Origin of the sequence: Collinsella aerofaciens (assembly GCF_015561195.1) — a bacterium.
Taxonomy (GTDB): Bacteria; Actinomycetota; Coriobacteriia; order Coriobacteriales; family Coriobacteriaceae; genus Collinsella; species Collinsella aerofaciens_AC.
This window is the reverse complement of record NZ_JADMSU010000002.1, coordinates 20,814-36,619: the sequence shown is the minus strand read 5'-3', so window position 1 is coordinate 36,619 and position 15,806 is coordinate 20,814. Positions and strand designations below refer to the sequence as shown.

At 62.4% G+C, this 15,806-nt stretch carries 12 protein-coding genes; 7 read left to right on the top strand and 5 right to left on the bottom strand.

Annotated features, from left to right (window positions below):
* Positions 1-2 precede the first annotated feature (2 nt).
* Together I2H81_RS02420 and I2H81_RS02415 are read left to right on the top strand one after the other, a co-directional pair.
* Complete coding sequence (locus tag I2H81_RS02420) at positions 3-818, top strand: electron transfer flavoprotein subunit beta/FixA family protein (protein WP_195644409.1); 816 nt, start codon at positions 3-5, stop codon at positions 816-818.
* Positions 819-2,024: an electron transfer flavoprotein subunit alpha gene (locus tag I2H81_RS02415; protein WP_195644408.1), complete on the top strand. Its 1,206-nt coding sequence runs from the start codon at positions 819-821 to the stop codon at positions 2,022-2,024. It begins immediately after the preceding gene.
* Here the strand turns inward: I2H81_RS02415 and I2H81_RS02410 are convergent.
* Positions 2,021-2,824, bottom strand: coding sequence for an HD domain-containing protein (locus I2H81_RS02410; RefSeq protein WP_195644407.1), 804 nt, complete (start codon positions 2,822-2,824; stop codon positions 2,021-2,023). The genes I2H81_RS02415 and I2H81_RS02410 overlap by 4 nt on opposite strands.
* On the opposite strand from I2H81_RS02410, the gene I2H81_RS02405 reads away from it, so the two are divergent.
* The 4 genes from I2H81_RS02405 (at position 2,726) to I2H81_RS02390 (ending at position 6,462) form a co-directional block, all read left to right on the top strand.
* Positions 2,726-3,643 (top strand): AzlC family ABC transporter permease, encoded by a 918-nt coding sequence (locus I2H81_RS02405; RefSeq protein WP_324253199.1) that lies wholly within the window; start codon positions 2,726-2,728, stop codon positions 3,641-3,643. The genes I2H81_RS02410 and I2H81_RS02405 overlap by 99 nt on opposite strands.
* Positions 3,633-3,956: an AzlD domain-containing protein gene (locus I2H81_RS02400; RefSeq protein ID WP_195644405.1), complete on the top strand. Its 324-nt coding sequence runs from the start codon at positions 3,633-3,635 to the stop codon at positions 3,954-3,956. The genes I2H81_RS02405 and I2H81_RS02400 overlap by 11 nt, the downstream gene beginning before the upstream one ends.
* Positions 3,957-4,106: 150 nt before the next feature.
* Positions 4,107-5,129 (top strand): 2-keto-3-deoxygluconate permease, encoded by a 1,023-nt coding sequence (locus I2H81_RS02395; RefSeq protein WP_117645720.1) that lies wholly within the window; start codon positions 4,107-4,109, stop codon positions 5,127-5,129.
* Between the two features lie 190 nt (positions 5,130-5,319).
* Complete coding sequence (locus I2H81_RS02390; RefSeq protein WP_195644404.1) at positions 5,320-6,462, top strand: GGDEF domain-containing protein; 1,143 nt, start codon at positions 5,320-5,322, stop codon at positions 6,460-6,462.
* Positions 6,463-6,522: 60 nt separating this feature from the next.
* On the opposite strand, the gene I2H81_RS02385 is transcribed toward I2H81_RS02390, so the two are convergent.
* Complete coding sequence (locus tag I2H81_RS02385) at positions 6,523-7,497, bottom strand: DMT family transporter (RefSeq protein ID WP_195644403.1); 975 nt, start codon at positions 7,495-7,497, stop codon at positions 6,523-6,525.
* A 99-nt stretch (positions 7,498-7,596) separates the two neighbouring features.
* Positions 7,597-11,343 carry a phosphoribosylformylglycinamidine synthase gene (locus I2H81_RS02380; protein WP_195644402.1) on the bottom strand — a complete coding sequence of 1,249 codons (3,747 nt, stop codon included), beginning with the start codon at positions 11,341-11,343 and terminating at the stop codon, positions 7,597-7,599.
* Between the two features lie 184 nt (positions 11,344-11,527).
* Here I2H81_RS02380 and I2H81_RS02375 point away from each other — a divergent pair, with 184 nt between their 5' ends.
* The gene (locus I2H81_RS02375) at positions 11,528-13,090 is read left to right on the top strand and encodes a cation:proton antiporter domain-containing protein (RefSeq protein WP_195644401.1); all 1,563 of its coding nucleotides are present in this window, start codon (positions 11,528-11,530) and stop codon (positions 13,088-13,090) included.
* 284 nt (positions 13,091-13,374) lie between these two features.
* Here I2H81_RS02375 and I2H81_RS02370 read toward each other — a convergent pair whose 3' ends face one another.
* Entirely contained in the window at positions 13,375-14,124 is a 750-nt protein-coding gene (locus I2H81_RS02370) for an SDR family NAD(P)-dependent oxidoreductase (RefSeq protein WP_195644400.1), read from the bottom strand.
* 214 nt (positions 14,125-14,338) lie between these two features.
* Entirely contained in the window at positions 14,339-15,682 is a 1,344-nt protein-coding gene (locus tag I2H81_RS02365) for a homoserine dehydrogenase (RefSeq protein ID WP_195644399.1), read from the bottom strand.
* Positions 15,683-15,806: the final 124 nt, after the last annotated feature.

The following is a 15,806-nucleotide window of genomic DNA, read 5'->3' as shown; positions in this document are numbered from 1 at the left end:
AGATGAGCGATTTCCATATGGTGGTGTGCGTCAAGGCCGTGCCGGGCAGCACCGAGGTCAAGATGGACCCCAAGACCAATACCATCGTGCGCGATGGCAAGCAGGCGGTCATTAATCCCTTTGATGCGAGCGCTTTGGAATGCGCGCTGGCGCTGAAAGACGACTTTATCGGCTTTGGCATGGACGTGCGCGTAACGGTGGTGTCGATGGGCATCCCCGCGACCGAATCGCTGCTGCGCGACTGCATCGCCCGCGGTGCCGACGACGCGCTGCTGCTGACCGACCGAGCCTTTGCGGGTGCCGATACCCTAGCCACCACCTATGCCCTCAAATGCGGCATCGAGGCACTCGATGAGGACTTTGACCTGCTCATCTGCGGCAAGATGGCAGTGGACGGCGATACGGCCCAGATCGGCCCCGAGCTGGCCGGAGCTTTTGAGATTCCCTGCGTGACCGACGTGAGCTGTGTGCAGAGCGTGGGATTTACGACGTGTGGCTCGCTGGCGCTCGTCCACGGCTGCGATGCCGGCGAGGAGACGGTGTACCTGGAGATGCCATGTGCAATGACGACTGCCAAGGAGATTGGCCAGCTGCGCATGCCGAGTATTGCCGGTATTCGCGCGGCCGAGGATGCAGGCGTGCGCGTGGTCAACGCTGCCGACGTGAACGCCGACCCCGCACGCTGCGGCCTTGCCGGATCACCGACGCAGGTCGTGCGCTCGTTTGTGCCCGACCGTGACCAAACGTGCGAGGCCGTTGAGGGAACGGCGTCCGAGCAGGCGGTAAAACTTGCCAAGATTATCGAGGGGATGGCATAGATGAGCGGGCTGATTATCGATAGCGAAGTCTGCATCGGCTGTGGTCGCTGCGTTCGCGCCTGCGCCTCGGGCGGCATTGTGGTGGAGGGCGAGCGCCCCAATCGCTGTGCCCGCGTAACCGACGGCTGTATCCTGTGCGGCGGGTGCGTCGACGCCTGCCCCGTCAACGCCATCTCGATCGAGCGCGACGAGGCCGCTGGCGCGGTAGACCTTGACGCATATCGAGACATTTGGGTCTTCGTGCAAACTGACGAGCACGATGCCGTGGCATCCGTGGCCTTCGAGCTCATGGGCAAGGGCCGCGAGCTTGCCGATGCACGTGGCTGTCGCCTGGTGGCGCTGGTCGGCATGGGCCCCGAGGGCTCGCTCGGGGACCTGGAACATCTGGTTTGCGCCGGTGCGGACGAAGTTCTGGTCTGTCGTGACGAGCGCCTGCGTCAGAACGACGCGGAGGTCTATGCTCGCCTCATCTGCGATTTGGTAGCCGAGCGCAAGCCCGAGGCAATTCTGTACGGTGCGACCGCCTTTGGCCGCGAGCTGGCGCCTGGCGTTGCCGTGCGCCAGCAGACGGGCCTTACGGCCGACTGCACGGTGCTTTCTATGGATACGGAGACGGGTCTGCTGCAGCAGACGCGCCCGGCGTTTGGCGGCAACCTGATGGCCACCATTATCTGCCCCAACCACCGCCCGCAGATGGCAACGGTGCGCCCCGGTATCTTTAAGGCGCCCGAGTTTGACTATAGCCGCTCCAGCACGATCACCCAGGTGATGCTTGCGGAAGACGTTAAGGCCCGTGTCGAGATCTCGATTCCCGCCGAGGAGTGGGGACAGCAGGCATCGATTGCCGATGCCGAGCGTCTGGTCGTGGTGGGCCGCGGCATCGGCTCCAAGAAAAATCTGCCCCTGATGCGAAAGCTCGCCGATGCCTTGGGTGCCGAGCTTGGTTGCACGCGTCCCATTGTGGAGGCAGGCTGGTTGGAGTATCGCCACCAAATTGGCCAGACGGGTGTATCGGTCTCGCCCAAGCTCCTCGTGAGCATCGGTGTCTCGGGTGCTATCCAGCATCTCGCCGGCATCGGTGGGGCGGAGTGCATTGTCGCCATCAACGAGGACCCGGATGCCCCCATTTTCGGCGCTGCGCAGTACAAGGTTGTCGGTGACGCCGTCGAGGTCGTTGAGGAGCTCCTAGCTCAGCTTGAGCGCTAGGCGCGCGCCAGCCAGGTGCGCATCTCGTTCTTTAGGCGCTCCCAGGTCGCTTGCGTGGTGGGGTCGCTAAAAGGCCGTGCAATGCCAAAGGGCGCGTCGAGCAGGCGGTGGATATCGCCCTGCTCGCGCGCCAGCGCGCGGCTCGCTGGATAGACGAGCTCAAACATAAAGCAGATGAGTCCCACCAGGTAGTCTGCGGGCTCATCGCGCGTGACGCAGCGGTGCTCGTCAAAGGCGGCCAGCGTCGGTGCCGAGAAGTGGCTGGCGAGAAACGTGTCCTCATCCACCTTAAGGATGGTCTCGACGGTGCTGTCGGCGATGGTGCGCATAATGTCGATCTTGTCACCATCGCGCACGATATCGCAGAAGCTCCGCGTGCGCTCGTCGAGCTGTGCGGGTAGACGGAAATCGCTGTGATAGGCAATGCTCGCTCGGATGAGCTCATCTTCTACCGGGTCATCGATAAAGTCGCGGATGCTCGTTACGGCGGGTGCATCGGCGGGATTCTCGCCAAAGAGGACCTCGATGCCCAGCGCCGCATGGCTCATGCTCTCGGCGTCCTTAAAGGTGTCCCAGCGTCGCAGCTGCTCAAAGCGGCCCATATCGTGTAGCAGGCCGCAAAGCCATGCTAGGTCAATATCTTCTGACGACCAGCCCTGCTCGCGCGCTACGGCATCGCATGCCTCGGCCACGTGGTACGTATGCTCGATTTTGAGCGCGATGCGTGGGTTGGTGGCGTCGTAGGCATCGGTGTAGCTTTTGAAGGCCGCGCGCGCCCGGTCTCGATCGATAGCTGTCATAATGACTTCCTAAAAAGTTGTGTCTTTCGATCCGGTGGCAATTGTAGGCGAACTCGGTTGCTGTCGGATGATGATTCTGCCGTGTCGCTACATGCGGCTCGGAGACCTTGTCAGGATAAGAAGCGTATGGTGCTCAAAATCGTTAGAACCGTCTGGCCGGTGATGCTTACCTATGTTGCGATAGGCGCGCCGTGCGGAATGATCATGGGGCAGACGGGAATGGAGCCCTGGATGGTCTTTGCTCTGAGCAGCACGTTTGTGACGGGCAGCGGCCAGTTTATGATCTGCAATCTTTGGCTGGCGGGCGTACCGGCACCTTCGATTATCGCGAGCGTCGCCGCCATCTCCTCGCGCTTTGCACTTTATTCGGCATCGATCGCACCCCATCTGGCGGGCGCCTCGAAGCGTCAGACGCTGGCTGTTGCCGCGACGCTCACCGAGGAGGCATACGGCATCTCGCTTGCCAAGCTGGTTGAGGGGGAGGATTGGGGCCCGCGCGAATCCTTCGTGCTCAACGTGATCCTCATCGTGACATGGGGCGCTTCGTGCACGATGGGTGCCATCGTCGGTGCCGTTGTCGATGTTCCCACCGCTATTGCTAGCTTCGTCTGCACGTCGCTCTTTATCTGTCTACTCTTTTCGCAGCGGCTGTCGCGCGGCAACGTTGTCGCGGCGGTTTCGGGCGCGGTGTCCGTCGCCGTATGCAAGTTCTTGGGCCTCACGAATATTGCCGTGCCGGCAAGCGTCGTGGTCGGCATTGCCATTGCGCTGGCGTGCGATGCTGTATTTGACGGAAGAGGTGCCCGCGATGCCCGTTAACGAGTTCTTGGTTCTGTGGCTGTCGTCGTGGTCTGCTATCGCGTTCTTTCGCATCGCGCCGGCGTTTGCCTTGCGCGGGAGAACGCTGTCGCCCCGCATTACCGAGGCCCTGGGCTATATCCCGCCCGCTGCCTTTGCCGCGCTGGTCGCCAACGGCTTGGTGAGTCCCGGCGCGTTCGACGCGGGGCTCTGGCCTGCCTTGGTTCCCTGGATTGCGGCCGCCGGCGTCGTGGTCGTGGCGGTCAAGACAAAATCGATGCTGTGGTGCTGCGTCTCGGGCATCGTACTCTATATCGTCTTGAGCCTTATATAGGGGTGGCGTCGCGGGCGCCGAATCTCGTTCCATCCCAACTTGTCGAATTTTTCACCGAGCTGGTCTATTTCTTCTGGTACCATGGTCAAACTTTACTGTAGCAAAGCGTGACGTGGGCTTTTGTACCCCGTCAGCGGAAATGGGGGTTTCATGGCACAGGAAGCGACCGCCAACGAGCAAAAGAAATTCAAGGTCCCGCGCATCCCGGGCGACATCATGATCTATCCGATGATCGTCGGTCTTTTGCTCAACACCTTCTGCCCGCAGGTTTTTGAGATCGGCGGCTTCTTTACGGCTGCCTGCCGCGGTGGCTCCAATACCATCGTCGCCGCGATCCTGCTGTTTGTGGGCGCCGGCATCAGCTTTAAGTCCACGCCGGGTGCCATCAAGACCGGTATCGTCGTGCTGATCCCCAAGCTGGTCGTCGCAGCGGCCCTCGGCCTGGGCGTAGCATATTTCTTTAACGACAACTTCCTGGGTCTGAGCTCCGTGTCTATCATCGGCGGCATCACGTTTTGCAACATGGCGCTCTATACGGGCATCATGGGCGAGTTCGGCGATGAGTCCGAGCAGGGCGCCGTCGGTATCCTGTTCTTTACGGCTGGCCCCGCCGTCACGATGATCATCCTCGGTGTTTCCGGCCTCGCCAACATTCCCATTGGCACCATTATCGGCTCCATCTTGCCACTCGTTATTGGCATGGTTCTGGGCAACCTGTTCCCGTTTATCAAGAACCTGCTGGTTCCCGGTGCCAATCCCGCGATTGCCGTCATCGGATTTCAGCTCGGTGCGTCCATGAGCCTGTCGAGCTTTATCACCGGCGGTATTTCCGGCATCTTGCTGGGCCTTGTCACGCTGTTTGTCGTCGGTCCCATCACCTTTGCGTTCGAGCGTCTGTGCGGCGGCAATGGCAAGGCCGCTGTGGCTTGCTCCACCATTGCCGGCACGGCTATGACCACACCGGTTGCCCTCGCCGAGGTCGCACCGCGCTACGCCGAGCTTGCGCCCACCGCGTACGCTCAGATCGCCACCGCCGTTATCATCACGGCGATCATGGCTCCGATTCTGACTGGCTGGGTCGACAAGAAGTTCTGCCAAGGCAAGGAGGATCTGTCGCCTGTCGGTGTCGAGGCCATCGAGGAGGCCGTCGCGACTGACATCGATGGCGAGTAGCGATCGATACCCATCAATGATGCCGGCGTGTGCAATTCGCGCCGTATGGGCGCCCGAACAGAAACTGTTTTGCAGTGATGTTCGGGCGCTCTGCTATTATCCCCTTTACCCCTGCGGAGTAAAGGGGTGTTTATTGCCCTGATTCGAATTGGGCGATTCTGACCACTTGGATATTGAAGGGATGGCGCTAGTGGTTAAGGCACTCAAGATTGAGATATTCGTGCTATGCATGATTGTTCTTATCGGGCTTGCCATGCGAAGTCGTCGCTCCTTGTTCTCGAGCACCCAGCAGTTATTGTTTAGCATGCTTGGCTACACCTCTGCCGCGTACATATTATTCGATATGATCTGGACGCTTTCGGACGGTGTGGACGGCACGTTGGGCATTGCTGCCAACTGGATTTCCAACGCGGTTTCGTTTTCGCTCTTTGCTATCGCGTGTCTCATTTGGTTTATCTATTCCGAGACGGTGCAGGGTTCTCGCCTTTTGACCTCGCGCTATAGGGTGGTGCTTGTAGCGTTGCCTACGGCTCTGGTGGTCGTGCTGGCGTTTACCAGTTACTGGACGCACGCCCTGTTCTATATCGATTCGCAGGGCGTGTATCGTCGCGGCTTTGCCTATATGATCCAGCCCATCGTCAGCTACTGTTACGTTATACATACATCCCTGCATGCGTTTGTGCAATCTCGCAGGGTCGAGAGCCTGCAGACGAAGGCCATCTATCGAACCTTGGCATTTTTCGCCATTCCGGCCCTGGTGGGCGGTACCTTTCAGGTCGTATACTCGGTGCCCGGCCTTTGTGTCGGCATAATGATTAGCATGTTGCTGCTCTACATCATCTACCAGGAGCAGCTGATCTCGACCGACCCGTTGACTGGACTTAACAATCGCAACCGTTTTGAGACCTATATGCTGTCGCTCTTCTCAAATGTGGATCAGGCCGAAGATGTATATCTGCTTATGATGGACGCCGACGGCTTTAAGCAGATTAACGATCGCTATGGGCATGTGGAGGGCGACCACGCTCTTCAGGTCATATCTGCTGCGCTCAAAGAAGTCTGCTCGGCGTCTGGCGGCTTTATCGCACGTTATGGTGGCGATGAGTTCGTGGTGCTCCAAAAGGCAGTGGCGGAACAGGATATCATGCATCTGTGCGCGACAATCAACGACGAGCTCGCGCGCGCCGAGGTTCCGTATCTGTTGCGGATGTCCATCGGCTACGCACGGGTTGGTGATGGCGTCGATACCTGGCAAGACTTGCTTCGTGCTGCCGACGCGGAGCTCTACCGCGTCAAGGCCGAGAAAAAGAAAGCCGGCGTCCAGATACGCTAGAAAAAGGGGCGCACGCTTGCGTGCGTGGCGGCCCTCAGCTCACCGATGTACTCCATTAAACTAAAGTATGTGAATCTCTCTGCTAAATAAGGGCAGTTCGCTAGGCTTTTTGGGTTTGTTGACGATGATGATGCCGCCGCAGACCAACAGCAGGGCAACGATGACGGTAACGGGGCTCGTGCCAGCGCCCTCGCCGAGCAGCAGCGCGCTCAGCATCACACCAAAGACGGGGTTCATAAACCCAAAGACCGAGACGCGGCTGACGGGGTTGACGGCAAGCAGGCGCGACCACAGCGAGTAGGCGACCGCGGAGATAAGCGCCATGTAGATGATGAGCGCGATAGCGGGGGCAATCGCCGTGGGGGAGAGCGCGCCACCCATCAAAAAGCCGATGGCGGTGAGGACCAGGCCGCCGACCAAGAACTGCCACCCGGCAAGTAAGACGCCGTTGTGCTCGCGCGAGAAGATGCCGATCAGGCAGGTCGAAAGGGCACCCGCGACGGTGGAGGCCAGGATAAAGCCCTCGCCGTCGAGCGTAAAGCCAAAGGTGCCGCCTGCGCTCGAAAGGTTGACGAGCGCGACACCGGCAAAGCCCAGCACACAGCCGAGCACCTTGGCCACATCGAGCTTTTCGGTGCGAAACGCCAGGGCGGCAAAGAGGATGGCTAGGAAGTTGGCGCTGGCCTCGATGATGGAGCTCGACATGGCGCTGGCGCGCGAGAGTCCCAGGTAGAAAAAGAAGTACTGGCCGATAGTCTGGAAGAGCGACAACGTGAGGATGGGCTTGATGTCGCGCGCTTGCGGAACGAGCGGACGGCGCTGGGCCACACTCATGCCAACAATGACCAGCATGCCGGCAAGGGTGAAGCGCAGACCCGCGAAGAGCAGCTGCGAGGCGCTATCGTGCGCGGGGATGCCAAAGAGCGCATAGCCGATTTTGATGCAGGGGAAAGCCGACCCCCAGAGCGCGCAACAAACAAGGCAGCCCAGGATGAGTCCGGGTAGGGTGGCGAGATACGGCTTGCGGCTTTCCATGGTGTCCTTCCTGTATGCGCGAAGCAAAAAAGAACCCGCCACCGGGTGTGCCGGTGGCGGGTGATGTTACCCGAGGGGATTGTACCCGATGGGAAAGCTTTAGGCGAAGTAGGCTACGCCGCTCTCAAAGATCGGCATGAACTTATCGCCGGGGACATGCTCGGGCACGTTGCGGTACAGGTTGTCGCCGCGACGCTCGGCGTGGCCCATCTTGCCCAGGACGCGGCCGTCGGGGCTCGTGATGCCCTCGATGGCGAGTGCGGAGCCGTTGGGGTTGACGGAAAGATCCATGCTGGGCTTGCCGTCCTCGCCCACGTACTGCGTGGCGACCTGGCCGTTGGCGATAAGCTGGGCGAGCACCTCGTCGTTAGCGACGAAGCGGCCCTCGCCGTGACTGATGGCGACGGTGTAGGGGTCGTCCAGGCTGCACTGCGACAGCCACGGGGACAGGTTGGACGAGATGCGGGTGCGCACCAGACGGCTCTGGTGGCGACCGATGGTGTTGAACGTCAACGTGGGCGCATCGGGCGTGGCGTCGACGATGTCGCCGTAGGGCACCAGGCCGAGCTTGATCAGGGCCTGGAAGCCGTTGCAGATGCCCAGCATCAGGCCATCGCGGGCCTTGAGCAGGTCGCGGACTGCCTCGGTGACCTCGGGAGCGCGGAAGAACGCCGTGATGAACTTGGCAGAGCCGTCGGGCTCGTCGCCGCCCGAGAAGCCGCCGGGGATCATAACGATCTGGCTTGCACGGATGCGGCGGGCAAGCTCGTGGGTGCTCTCGGCGACGGCCTCGGGCGTGAGGTTGTTGATCACGAAGGTGTCGGCCTCGGCACCGGCGGCACGGAAGGCGCGGGCGCTGTCGTACTCGCAGTTGTTGCCGGGGAACACGGGGATGATCACGCGCGGGCGGGCGATCTTGGCGCCGCCGTACACGTGGATATCCTTGGCGCGGAAGTCGATGGTCTCGACCTCGGGGGTCTCGCCGGCGCTGCGGTAGGCGAAGACGCCCTCGATGCCGCTCTCCCAGGCCTCCTGGAGCTCGGCGAGCTCGATGACCTCAGAGCCGGTGTCGATGACATAGCCCTCGACGGTGGTGCCCAGGGGCTCGACGACAACGCCGTCGGCGACCTCGGGCAGCTCGGCATCCTCGGCGAGCTCGACGATAAAGCTACCGTAGAGCGGGGTGAAGAGGCTCTCCACGTCCACATCCTCGGCAAGCTCGATACCGATCTGGTTGCCGACGCACATTTTAAAGAGGCTCTCGGCGCCGCAGCCGTAGCCGGGCGTGGAGATGGCCAGGGCGTTGCCGTTGGCGGTGAGCGCCTCGACGGCGTCAAACGCGGCGAGCAGCTGCTGGGCATCGGGGCGGTAGTCCTCACCATAGGTGGCGGGGGCGATACGGACGACGCGGTGTGTGAGGCCCTTGAACTCGGGGGAGACAGCGCGCGCCGCCTTGCCCACGGCGACAGCGAAGCTGATCAGGGTCGGCGGAACGTTGAGCTCGCCGGCCTCGTCCTCAAACGAGCCGCTCATGGAGTCCTTGCCGCCGATGGCGCCGGCACCCAGGTCGACCTGGGCCATAAGGGCGCCTAGGACGGCTGCCATGGGCTTGCCCCAACGCTCGGCCTCGGTGCGCAGGCGCTCGAAGTACTCCTGGAAGGAGAGGTAGGCGCGCTTGTGCTCAAAGCCGGCGGCTACGAGCTTGGCGATGGACTCGACCACGGACAGGTAAGCGCCCGCAAACTGGTCGGCCTCCATCAGGTAGGGGTTGAAGCCCCATGCCATAGCGCTTGCCGTGGTGGTCTCGCCGTCCACGGGGAACTTGGCGACCATGGCCGAGCTTGGGGTGAGCTGCGTCTTGCCGCCAAAGGGCATGAGCACGGTCGCGGCGCCGATGGTGGAGTCGAAGCGTTCGGAAAGGCCCTTGTTGGAGGCGACGTTGAGGTCGGTGACCAGCGAGGTCATGCGCTCGGCAAGCGTGGTGCCGGCCCAGCTGGGCTGCCACACGCTGCGGGCGCAGACGTGGGCGACCTGGTGCTTGGGTGCACCGTTGGAGTTGAGGAACTCGCGGGATAGGTCGACGATGGCGACGCCGTTCCAGGCCATGCGCATGCGCGGCTCGGCGGTAACCTCGGCGATAACGGTCGCCTCGAGGTTCTCCTCGGCGGCGTAGCCCATGAACTCCTCGACGTCACCGTCGGCGACGGCGCAGGCCATACGCTCCTGGGACTCGGAGATGGCGAGCTCGGTGCCGTCCAGGCCGTCGTACTTCTTGGTCACGGTGTCCAGGTCCACGTACAGGCCGTCGGCAAGCTCGCCCACGGCGACCGAGACGCCGCCGGCGCCAAAGTCGTTGCAGCGCTTGATCAGGCGGCAGGCGTCGCCGCGGCGGAACAGGCGCTGCAGCTTGCGCTCGACCGGGGCGTTGCCTTTCTGGACCTCGGCGCCCGAGGTCTCGATGGACTCGGTGTTCTGGGTCTTGGATGAGCCGGTGGCACCGCCGATGCCGTCACGGCCGGTGCGGCCGCCCAAAAGGATGATTTTGTCGGTGGGGGCGGGGCACTCGCGGCGCACGTGGTTTGCCGGGGTAGCGCCCACGACGGCGCCGACCTCCATGCGCTTGGCCACGTAGCCGGGGTGATAGAGCTCGTTGACCTGGCCGGTGGCAAGGCCGATCTGGTTGCCGTAGCTGGAGTAGCCGGCGGCGGCGGTGGTCACGAGTTTGCGCTGCGGAAGCTTACCCTCGAGCGTCTCGGAAACCGGGACAGTGGGGTCGCCGGCGCCGGTGACACGCATGGCCTGGTACACGTAGCTGCGGCCCGAGAGCGGGTCGCGGATGGCACCGCCCACGCAGGTGGCGGCACCGCCGAAGGGCTCGATCTCGGTCGGGTGGTTGTGGGTCTCGTTCTTAAACAGGAACAGCCAGTCCTGGTCCTCGCCATCGACATCGACCTTCACCTTGACGGTGCAGGCGTTGATCTCCTCGGACTCGTCGACATCGGTCATGACGCCGGTCTTCTTAAGGTACTTGGCGCCGATGGTGCCCATGTCCATGAGGCAGACGGGCTTGGCGTCGCGACCGAGCTCGTGGCGCATTTCCATGTAGCGGTCGAAGGCCTGCTGCACCACGGCGTCGTCGATCGTCACGTCGTCCAGGACGGTGCCGAAGGTGGTGTGGCGGCAGTGATCGGACCAGTAGGTGTCGATCACGCGGATCTCGGTGATGGTGGGGTCGCGATCCTCATCGCGGAAGTACTGCTGGCAGAAGGCGATGTCCGCCTCGTCCATGGCAAGACCGCGCTCGGAAATAAAGGCGGCAAGGCCTGCCTCGTCAAGCTCGCGGAAGCCGTCGAGCACCTCGACGGGCGCAGGCTCGGGGGTCTCCATGTACAGTGTCTTGGGCAGGTCGAGCGAGGCGATGCGCGCCTCGACGGGGTTCACCACGTAGTGCTTGATGGCCTCGACGGCGGCTTCGTCCAGAGCGCCCGAGATCATATAGACCTTGGCGGAGCGCACGGCGGGGCGCTCGCCCTGGCTGATGAGCTGCACACACTCGCTGGCGGAGTCGGCGCGCTGGTCAAACTGGCCAGGCAGGAATTCGACGGCAAAGACGGCGCCATCGCTTGCGGGGAGCTCGTCGTAGGTCACATCGACCTGGGGCTCGCTAAAGACGGTCGGCACGCAGGAGCGGAAAAGCTCCTCGTCGATGCCCTCGACGTCGTAGCGGTTGATGATCCTCAGGGCCTCGATGCCCTTGATGCCGAGAATTTCGGTCAGCTCGCCCTTGAGCTGCTGAGCCTCGACGTCGAACCCGGGTTTCTTCTCCACGTAGATACGAGAGACCATTGGTTCCTGCCTTCCTGATCGGTTGGGCGTACGGTACGGTATGCGGCAGCGGTCGGTTTGCGGGGTCTGCCCTGCGGTCGCCTTGAGCCACATGTTTGTAAACCTCACTATGATACGACAGCTCGCGGCGCGTTGAGGACGGCGAGGGTGCTACAGTGAAGCGCAAACAAGAGAAAGGCATCACATGGCATTCGTTTCGCTCGCCATCATCGCACTCGTGGCCTTTGCGAGTCCTTTTATCGCCTCGGCGATTCCCGGAAAACCCGTTCCCGAGACGGTCTTTTTGCTCGTGCTCGGCGCGGTGCTGGGACCCCATATGCTCGGCGTCATCCATGTAGATGCTGAGGTCTCGCTTGTGTCCGAGCTGGGCCTGGCCTTTTTGTTCCTGCTTGCCGGCTTTGAGATCGACCCCAAGAGCATCACGGGCGTCGAGGGGCGCTACGGCTTGGCGACGTGGGTCGTCACGTTTGGTATCGCCTGGCTTGCCGTGCGCTTTACCCCGTGGTTCTCAGTCAGTCATTTCGACGGTATCGCCGTGACGCTTGCCCTCACTTCGACGGCGCTCGGTACGCTTGTGCCCATCATGCGTGAGCGCTCGCTCACCGGCACGCGCGTGGGCGACTCGATTCTCGCGTATGGCACTTGGGGCGAGCTCGGTCCCGTGCTCGCCATGTCGGTGCTGTTGTCTGCCCGCACTGGCATCCAAACGCTCGTTATCCTTGGCTTGTTTGCGGTGGTTTGCGTGTTGCTGGCCGTGGTCCCAAGCCGCTCCAAGCGCGTCGGCAGCCGCTTCTTTGCGTTTGTTGAGGAGCGCGCCGATACCACGTCGCAGACCTTCGTGCGCCTGACGGTGCTCATCCTGGTCACGCTCGTGGCGTTCTCGGCCGTCTTTGATCTCGACATCGTGTTGGGTTCTTTTGCCGCCGGCTTTGTCCTGCGCTATATCATCCCCGAGGGCAACCATACGCTCGAGACCAAGCTCGACGGCCTGGCCTACGGCTTTTTGATTCCGGTGTTCTTTACCGTATCGGGCGCAAAGATCGACCTGACGGCCGTGGCGTCGCGCCCGGGCTTGCTCGCGGGCTTTATCGTGGCGTTGTTGATTATTCGTGCCGTGCCCATTCTTATCTCTATGAGCATTTGTCCTGCGACGCGCGATGTCTCGGCGTATGGCCGCATCACCGTGGCGCTCTACTGCACCACGGCGCTGCCGATCATCGTTGCCGTGACGAGCGTTGCCGTCAACGCAGGTGCGCTGTCGCAAGACATCGCGTCGGTTATGGTTGCCGCCGGCGCCATCACGGTGTTCTTGATGCCATTGCTCGCGCAGCTCTTCTACCGCGTGGTCGACGCCGCACCGGTCGCCGCCGTGGCAGAGGTTGCCGAGCATCCATCCGATGCGCTCGACATCCTGCGCGCTCACCACGACCTAGCGAGCTTGCTCGCGCGCGAGCATGAGCTGCTGACTTCGCATGGCCATGGTCGCGTATTCGAGGGCCTGCCTACGCTCGATACGATTGCCGAGCGTCTTTCTGCCGAGGCGGCGAGCGGCCACATCGATGCCCGCATCGTGGATGCGGCGCATCTTCTTGCCGATAAGACCTATGGTGATGAGGTTGACCCGTCCGAGCTGACTCCGCGCGAGCGTCGCCGCTTGGAGCGCGCCAAGCTCGCCGTGCGCGAATACCGCCGCCGCATGCTGGAGCTTTACGCACGCGAAGAGGCCGAGAACGACGACGGTAAGTAGTCGATACTCTCTCGGGGAAGCCGCGTCCCGCTTTGAAGACTCGGAACGGGATGTGGTTTCCGAAACGGGGGCCGTTGGGAAGCTGTGTCCCGGAATGGGCGCTCAGAGTGGGATGCAGTTTCCGCAAGGAGGTCCTGGGGGAAACCGTGCCCCGTTCTGATCCGAAATACTGGGACATAGTTTCCCTTTCATAACAGGAGAAGGCGCGCTGTCTGCAGTTGATTCAGACGGCGCGCCTTTTTGGTTGAGCTATGTTGAAGCTTGAAGCCAAAGCTTGTGGCTCCTTAGGAGCGGGCGGCTCCGTCGACGGGGAGCACGGCGCCCGTGACATAGGAGGACATGTCGCTCGCCAGGAAAACAAAGGCGTTGGCGACATCCTCGGGCTCGCCCATGCGACCCAGCGGAATGGTGGCGATGATGGGCTTGATGACCTCTTCGGGCAGGTTGGCGACCATGTCGGTCTTAGTCACGCCGGGGGCGACGGCGTTGACGCGGATGCCCATGGGAGCGAGCTCGCGCGAGAGCGACTGGACCATACCGTTGACGGCAAACTTGGACGTGGGGTAACCGACGCCGGAGGGCTGGCCGTACTTGGCGACCATCGAGCTTGTGGTAGTGATGGTGCCGCCGTGGCCGGCCTCGGTCATGATCTTGGCGGCAGCCTGGTGGCCATTAAAGACGGCGACGACGTTAAGGTCCATGACCTTTGCGAACTCCTCGGCCGTGTAGTCCAAGAGGGGTGAACGTTGGGAGATACCGGCATTGTTGACGACCGTGTCCAAGCCGCCCATGTCGGCTGCAGTCTGCGTAAAGGCCTCAGTCACGGCCTCGAGCGAGGTGAGATCGCAGGAGCGACCCCAGACCTTGGCGTCGGGATAGGCGGCTGCCAGCTTCTCAACGGCCGTGTCGGCAGTCTCCTGGCGCGAGCCAAAGACGGTGACGGCAGCGCCTTCCTCGATAAAACGGCAGGCGATGGCATAGCCGATACCGCGCGTGCCTCCGGTGATGACTGCTTTCTTGCCCTCGAGCAACATGGTATTTCCTCTCATCGCGGGCGGACATTCGCAACAAAGCGTAGCGGTAGCCGGAATCGGCCGCGTTTGCATATCGGTGAACGGTAGCCCGCGTTACCGATGAGCGGCTCGCGCAAATATGCTCTGCCGTTGTGCTTAGGGCAGGTGACAAAAGGGCTCCCGCCCCACATCGGACGGGAGCCCTCAAGGCGCGTATTGCTAGGCGAGCGTTGGGTTAGTTGGCCATAACGCCTTCGGTCCAGGCCTCGACGTCCTCGATACGCAGGACGTTGGCGACCTCGGCCACGCAGTCGACGCTGGCAAGCTCGGCGGCGGCAGCCTGGACGTCCTTCTCGAGCGCGCGGTGCGTCAGGAAGATGACCGAGCAGGCATCGCTGACGCCCGACTTGCCGTCCTCGACCTGGTTGATGAGCGAGATCGAGATGTTGTGCTTGGCAAAGATGTCGACCGTCTCGGACAGGGCACCCACGCGGTCGGCGACCTTCAGGCGCACATAGTACTTGGTCTGGAGCTCGTCCATGGGCTTAAAGGTGAGGTTGTGGCCATAGGGCTCAATCTCGGGCAGCGGAGCCACGCCGCGGCTGATCTGCTCGGAGAGCGACAGGATATCGCCCACGACGGCGCTCGCGGTGGGGAAGGAGCCTGCGCCCGCGCCGTAGAACATGGTCTCGCCCACGGCGTCGCCTACCACGTAGACGGCATTCATGGCGCCGTTGACCTTGGCAAGCATATGGTCTGCCGGGATGAGCGTGGGATGCACGCGAACATCGACGCCGGCGTCGGTGTTGCGGGCGATGCCGAGCAGCTTAATGGTGTAGCCGAGCTCGCGGGCCTGGGCGATGTCCTCGGCGCCGATGGTGCGGATACCCTGCTGGTACACATCATCGGTGGTAACGCGGGTGCCAAAGCCGATGGAGGCGAGGATGGCCGTCTTGCTGGCGGCGTCGAAGCCGTCGACATCGGCGGACGGGTCGGCCTCGGCATAGCCCTTGGCCTGGGCGTCGGCGAGCACGTCAGCGTAATCGGCGCCCTCGGCGTCCATGCGCGACAGGATATAGTTGGTGGTGCCGTTGAGGATGCCGGCGATGGTCAGGATCTTGTTGCCCACCAGGTCGTGCTCGAGCGTGCTGACGATGGGGATGCCGCCACCGCAGCTGGCCTCGCACTTAATCTGCACGCCGCACTCACGCGCCTTCTCGGCGAGCGTCTCGACATGACGGCCCAGCAGGGCCTTGTTGGCAGAGACGACGTGCTTGCCGTTCTCGAAGGCGGTGGTGAAGATCTCGGTCGCGGGGTGCTCGCCTCCGATGAGCTCGACGACGATATCGACGGCTGGGTCGGTGACGACATCATGCCAGTCACTCGTAAAGGCCTCGCGCTCAATACCGGCTGCTTCAGCCTGCTCCCAGGCAAGCGCGCAGGCGCGGGTCAGCTTAAGGTCGATGCCGTAGGCGGCCAGGTACTCATCGTGGTGGCTCTTAATCAGGCGGGCCACGCCGCCGCCGACGGTTCCCAGACCGATGAGGCCGACGTTCACGGTGCGCAGGGGTTCGCTCATAGATAGCTCCTTCGTGCATCTTATGGATGGATTAACCGCTTAAAGGTTGAGTGCATTCTAGCGTGAACCGAGGGCGCGTGCTCGCCAAGCAACAGGAGTCGCACAAAACGGCACCCCCGAAACG